The sequence below is a fragment of the Halosimplex salinum genome, assembly GCF_003730195.1.
GTDB lineage: Archaea > Halobacteriota > Halobacteria > Halobacteriales > Haloarculaceae > Halosimplex > Halosimplex salinum.
Genome location: NZ_QWGG01000014.1, coordinates 93,094 through 99,529 on the forward strand (window position 1 = coordinate 93,094; position 6,436 = coordinate 99,529).

The following is a 6,436-nucleotide window of genomic DNA, read 5'->3' on the forward strand; positions in this document are numbered from 1 at the left end:
TGACACCTACTATGAAACGATTCGATATTGGAGACACGGTCCGAATCGATATCCCGGACGTGACAGATCCAGATCACGAGCGTCTCCATGGACGTCGAGGAACAATCGTTGAGATCCTCTCAGACGATGCAGGAACTGTGACTGGTGATCAACGAGAAGGCTATCTTTTCCGGGTTGAAATCGCCAATGGTGACACCGTTGACGTCCGCTGGCGGGATCTTCGGCCAGTTTGATTGGCTATTGTCTGGTGCCACCTCTGTAGTCTAAGTTCACTAAACACTAAGTTAGCGTACTGAATACATCTCGGCATTACGATGCTCTCGCTTCCTCCGCTTGTCGATAACGCCAATAGAACACTAGAAGACGCTTACAAGCGGATTATTCCCCAGATCGAGGAAGGCCGTATCGCAACTGGATACTTTTATCTCTCAGGATTCGACCTCTACCGGGAAGACCTTGAAAATCTGGCTGACCCCGAGGAACTCGGCCACGCTCCACTTCGGATCTTGATGGGTCGTCAGACGAATAGGGGAACTGCTGACGAAATCGGTGAGGGGCAGAATCTCAAAGAGGAGCTCAAAAGAGAGGTGAGAGAAAGCATCTCGGAGCTGAATAACGCTCAGATCGGGCGACTAGACCGGCTACGAGACTTTATCGCCGAAGGCGAGGTGAGCGTCCGTGTGCGAAATCCTGAAAACGGTTACTTCCACGCAAAGGGTGCATCATTTCGAGCACCACTCGAAGACGACGAAGATTGGGGACAAGACGAGGATGAAGACACCCGCCCATGCGCTACAGTTGTCGGCTCCTCGAACTTCACCAAGAGCGGCCACCAGAACAACATCGAACTGAACCTCACGAGTCAGGATCGACACAAGGCCGAAGCGTTCGAGGAGTGGTACGACAACCAGTGGGCCAACGCCGAGGAGTTCAGTGAGGAGATCATCCGAATCATCGAGAACAGCGAGGAGTACCAGGACTGGAAGGAACAGCAGGAGAACGAGTCTGACCAGGAGACGTCATCTGAGGAGCTGGGCACGTATCTCGAACCGTTCGAGCTCTACAAGCTGCTCGCCTACGACGAACTGAGTGGGAACGTCAACATCCGTGACAGCCCACTGTACTACTTCCAGAAGCTCGGGTACGAGAGTGCAAAGGAGAAGCTCTCCCAGTTCAACGGGTGCATCGTCTCCGACTCGGTCGGCCTGGGAAAATCATTTATTGGCGGTGAACTCCTCCACGACTACCGCCAACGTGGCGACCACTGTCTCCTCATTGTCCCGGCTAACCTGACTGATCAGTGGGAAGACCTACTCCAGAACGACACTGACGAAGACGGCAATCCGTACTTCGGGTTAGAGGTAGACGGCACGCACCTTGACGTGATGAGTATCAGCAAGTTCCAGAATCTCTCCTACGACGAGGTGCAGGACCTCAAAGACGAGTTCGACGTCCTGCTTATCGACGAGGCTCATCGGTTCCGGAACTACGGGAAGTGGCGACCGAATCCGGACCACGATGATGACTACAAGGGGACGCGACGACACGCGAATCTCAGGCAACTCCGCGGAAAGACGATGATTATGCTGACCGCGACCCCGATCAATAACAGCGCTACCGACCTAAAGAACCTCATCAGCTTGTTCACCAGCCCGGAGGAACTTCGGAACAAGGCGTCACTCGACTTTGATGCGTTCGACGAATATATCGAACTCTCGGAGACGCGAAAACGCATCGCATCCGGGAAAGAGGAGGTCGGCGACGACGAACAGCAAGAAATCACCGAGCAGCTCCAGCGACACTCCTCTGAGATATCGAATATCCTTAACGAAGTGATGGTTCTCCGAACGCGCAAGCACGTCAAAGACCAGATACAGGACAGCGAAGACTTCGAGATGAGCTTCAAGCCGCCGAAACTCAACAAGCAACAGTACTCCCTGCCGGCGGCCTACCAGCCAATATATCGGATGCTTCCCGACGTGATGGACGCCCTCCACCTACCCCACATCACAGTCAAAAACCCGAAAGCAGGGAGCACGCTGAAAGCTCTCTACAAGCTGAACCTCCTCAAACGGCTCGAGTCCTCAACGTACGCGTTCGTCCAGTCGATCGAGACGCTACATCAGAGCGAACGCCAGCTTCTCGGCCTTCTTGGTGAACTTCCCGAGGACGAAGACATCGATATGCTCCGAACTGTTCGGGAAGGGGATGACTCTGAACTCGGTGACTTTGTCGAAGGAGCCGACGCTGCTGAAGATCTCGAACAAACACTCGAAGAATTCGGTTTCGATACCACCGCTATTCAATCGGAAGAAGGAGCTGATACCGAGGGAGATGAACTGGCAGACGCCACCATCGGCGAGGTGAAGACGTACATCAGGGAGGACCTCACCCTTCTCTCGTACTTCCTCTCGCAGTTCATCGGTGATGTCGCCCGTGATGCGGGTGATGTGAGCGATTATGCGGTTTCCACGCGTCAATGGCTCGCTGACCACGACGCTGGTGTCCTCCCCGATATTCCTGAAGAAGAGATGAATCCGATTCTCTACCCGAATAGTGACCTGAGTGAAGTCGACCCTGCCACACGCGACTTTTACGAGGCCGTCTTTTCACTCCGCGAGTTCCGCGACCCGAAGATCGACCGACTTGCAGATGTCCTCACTAACCACGATCAGAAGGTACTCATCTTCACGCAGTATCGGGCAACTGCAGACTACGTCTATCGAACCCTCTGTGACAACGAGGATTCACCACTCACAGAGGCGAACAGTGCCGTCGTCAAGGGTGGCGACGAGAATAAACAGGACATCATTCAACGCTTTGCTCCCGAGGCGTCAGGCTACCAGCAAACGCTCGCCGAGTCGGGGGACTCAGAGCTACAGTACGTAGTGGCCACTGACACGCTGAGTGAAGGGGTTAATCTCCAGGACGTTCATGTGGTGGTCAATTACGACCTGCCGTGGAACCCGATGCGGATTGTCCAGCGTGTCGGGCGAGTCGACCGGATCGGGAGTACCGCCGAGAAACACGTCCACAACTTCTACCCGGACGGCGACATCGAGGCGGCGATTAAGCTCCTGAAACGCCTGCAGGCAAAGATCAACGATATCGCGCTCATCGTCGGAAAGGAGAACAATATCCTCGATCCGAACGAAGACCAGATTCTCGAAAAGACAGGTGTAGACACGGAGAAGACAATCGGGGAATTACAGGTGGACGAGATTGAGGACTCTCTCCAGAAGTCCCGTGAAATTGACGACGTGAATGAACTCGACGACACGAGCAAGAATCCGCTCCTCCGCAATGCTGGGAGTAATGAACACGCTGCGTTCGAGCGGTACCTTCTGAAGCGAGAACTGAACGAGGATTATGACCTAACTGCGGAAGACTTCGAGTACGCTGAGGACTTCTTCGATGACCCGCCCGAAGAACGGGAATTCCTCTACACGAATGTAACTGACCACGATGCCGGTCCTCGTCCGGGCGTATTCGCCCTTGCCCACCTCTGGTTCGACGATGATGACCACGAGTCCCCTCTTGGTCGCGTCCGTCGTGCTTTCTACTACAAGCCCTTCGCCGACGAGGTCAAAGAGCGGCCCGTGAGCACGCTCAACATTGACCCTTCAGTTGACGGCGAACCGATTACTGGAAATCCAGATACGGTGTTATCGAATCGCAGTGAGATTCAAGCAGTGCTTGACGAGCGCCTGGAGGTGATTCGAGAAGGCCAAGTTGAGGGTGCTTTCAAACAGGGGGAGGCCTTCTCGAAGGAACAGGAGACGATCCTCGATTTCATCAGTCACTACGTTCAGCCGAATCACGGCAATGAGCCGGCTCCTGTCGAAGAGTTTGAAACGATAGGAGAATGGGCTACCGACATCGAAGAGCGGCTGCAGGAGGTAAAGCTGGCGAACACGGATGAAGACCGAATCCTACGAGAGATCTTTCGCCAGAATGAGCAGTACGACTCTTTCCCAGAGTGGCCGACCGGGGAGTTCCTCAGTCAGCTTGAGGAGTTCTTAGAAAAGAACGTCGAAGCCTCTACTGAATACCAGACGAAACTGATGGGAGAGAGTGATGTACAAGCGAAGCTCGTATGTTGGGGGGTTGTCGGACAGTGATTCGGGAGCTACGGTAGGGGCCCCTTCTGATCCAGTAAATCATATTTCTCCAAGACCAGATCGAAGTACATCTCGTCCATCAGATTCGGATTCTCAACGCGATGGAAGTCGTCGAGAATAAACTTCACGTCACGACGTTCCAGGCCATACGCTTGGAATGCGGCCGCGTCGATTTCAGCCTGTAATTCTCTGCGTTCTTGATCTTCTACCGCTGCCTCGATTCCGCCGAGTCGCTCATGCATTTCTTTAAATTCTTCCCCGTAACAGTTCAATCGGGCAGCTCGTTCAGCGATATAATGGAACCAGTCATCTCCGTCGGTGAGCCGTGGTAGCTGGGATTCCAATAGCTCGCGCTTGACGATGTGCGTCTCGACTTTAGTTCGCATCAGGAAATCGAACGCAATGCTGTTCAGGAGTCCCGTTGCCACGAAGAGTTCTTGATCCGTAAATCGCCGGACGTAGGGTGACCGAAGTGGGGACTCTGTGAGGTGTTCCTCTTCCGGTTCAATAGCGAACGGCTTGAACGTGTTAATGGTGTGGAGACAGATGACGTCCTTCGGAAGTACCGTCGCTATTATCGTCCGCTCGTCCCGGGATCGAGAAACGTCTCGAATGCCGATTCGGTATTCAGTGCAATCGAGCAGGACATCTTCTTCCTCAAGTCCGTGACTACGGTGTTCTTCGAGTAGTTCATCTACGAATTGAACTTGGGACTTGCTCGTCTCTGAACCTCCAAAGGCGTCGTAGATTGCCCGTTTGAGATTACCTCTGTTGAATTTCTTCTCTCGAACACGGTACTGAGCACTATTCGGTGGATCGTACATCCCCCGACTCCAGTACTGCGGTCCATCTAACGCATCTGTGTGGGTATTATCGTACTGGAACTGGTGGATATTTTTGCCGCCATAGACGGGATAGTCGGCCTCCTCCGGCGATGTCAGGAGCCTATCCTTATCAGTCGATTCAACGAACTCCTTAGTGAGCATATCAACTGTCCAAGCGTCCTCTAAATCTTCACCCAAGGAAGGCTGCTCAACTACCTTCTCCAAGACGCTTACTTCGATCTGCGAGGTGATGGATGGGAAGATTCCCCCTTCTGGAGAATAACTGACGAGTACGTCGCGCGGAATGTTGACTGCCTCATCTTCGATCCTGTAGACTATATCCATGTCACGTTGGTTGAATATCCCCCGAAGAGCTGATGTCTTCCCCCCATATTCGAACGTCAGAATCGCGAACCGGTATCTATCGTCGATAGCCTCAAAGATACCCTTGTTCTCGAACCCGATGAGATTCTCCACGTCCGTGTGGTCCAGCAGATGCATTCGGAGGTCTTTCCCCATTACTCCCCCGAAGATAGTACCGGGGAGGAGCAGACTCACCTTCACGCCGTCTCTGGAGAGTCGGAAGACCCGCTCAAGAAAAAGAGCCGAAAGTTCGTTCTTTGTCGGCATCGTTCGACCGCCCACCACCGGAGATTGGAGCTTATAGACATCTCCTTGCGTGAAGAAGTCTGCCTGAGTTTCCATTGAGTCCTTGTAGTCCTCCCATTCCCACGCAACTTCAGGGCTTGAGAGGAGGTCTTCCATCACACCGTCTTTTTCCTCCGACTGATAGGTACGGAACTGCTCATCGTAGCGGATGAAGAAGTCGTCGCGATTCGCGTAGAGCATGTCCCATGGTGGGTTCCCGATGAACACGTCGAATCCACCTTTCTCGAAGACGTCGGCGAACTCCAACGGCCAGTGGAAGGGGGACCACTCCCGAATTTCCTCGATCGTTATGTCGTCAAAGCCAGCGTCTTGGAATTCTCGCCGAAGGATTTCATCAAATTTGTCCCGGTGTTCCTCTATTCTGTCTTCTGCCTCCTTCCGCCATTCTTGAGCTTCAGTACTGGTCTCCGCTTTCTTGTGCTTCTTGATGGCCTCTTTCACGTCCTCAAAACGAGTTTTCACCTCCCAAGAATCGAGATCGCTGTCTCCGTCTTCGTTACTCTCGATGTCCGTATCGAGTTGACCGATTAGGCTGTTGCCCTGTCGTACGTTGAAATCGATGTTGGGGAGCGGCTCCACCTCGCTCGGTTCATCCTCGATATCAGCGACCATCGACAACCAGAGCCTGAGCTTACAGATCTCAACAGCACCTTCGTCGATATCGACTCCGTACAAATTGTTGAGGATGGCCGTTCGCTTTGCGTACAATGATGAGGAGCCTTTTCCAGACTCGATTACCTCTATCTCTTCTCGCGTTCTGGATTCTAGCTCCCAGCCTTTCCCTTCAGCTTCGAGTCGCTGGAAATACTCAATGCATTGCAT

3 protein-coding genes are annotated in these 6,436 nt (G+C 53.2%); 2 read left to right on the forward strand and 1 reads right to left on the reverse strand.

All coding sequences use genetic code 11. The annotated features are described in order from the left end of the window. Positions 1-11: 11 nt before the first annotated feature. Positions 12-233: a hypothetical protein gene (locus D1409_RS25785; RefSeq protein ID WP_071401626.1), complete on the forward strand. Its 222-nt coding sequence runs from the start codon at positions 12-14 to the stop codon at positions 231-233. 81 nt (positions 234-314) lie between these two features. Continuing rightward, positions 315-4,121 carry a helicase-related protein gene (locus D1409_RS22995; RefSeq protein WP_123539297.1) on the forward strand — a complete coding sequence of 1,269 codons (3,807 nt, stop codon included), beginning with the start codon at positions 315-317 and terminating at the stop codon, positions 4,119-4,121. A gap of 8 nt (positions 4,122-4,129) precedes the next feature. Here the strand turns inward: D1409_RS22995 and D1409_RS23000 are convergent. Continuing rightward, on the reverse strand, positions 4,130-6,436 hold a 2,307-nt coding region (locus D1409_RS23000), incomplete at its 5' end, for an Eco57I restriction-modification methylase domain-containing protein (protein WP_123539298.1).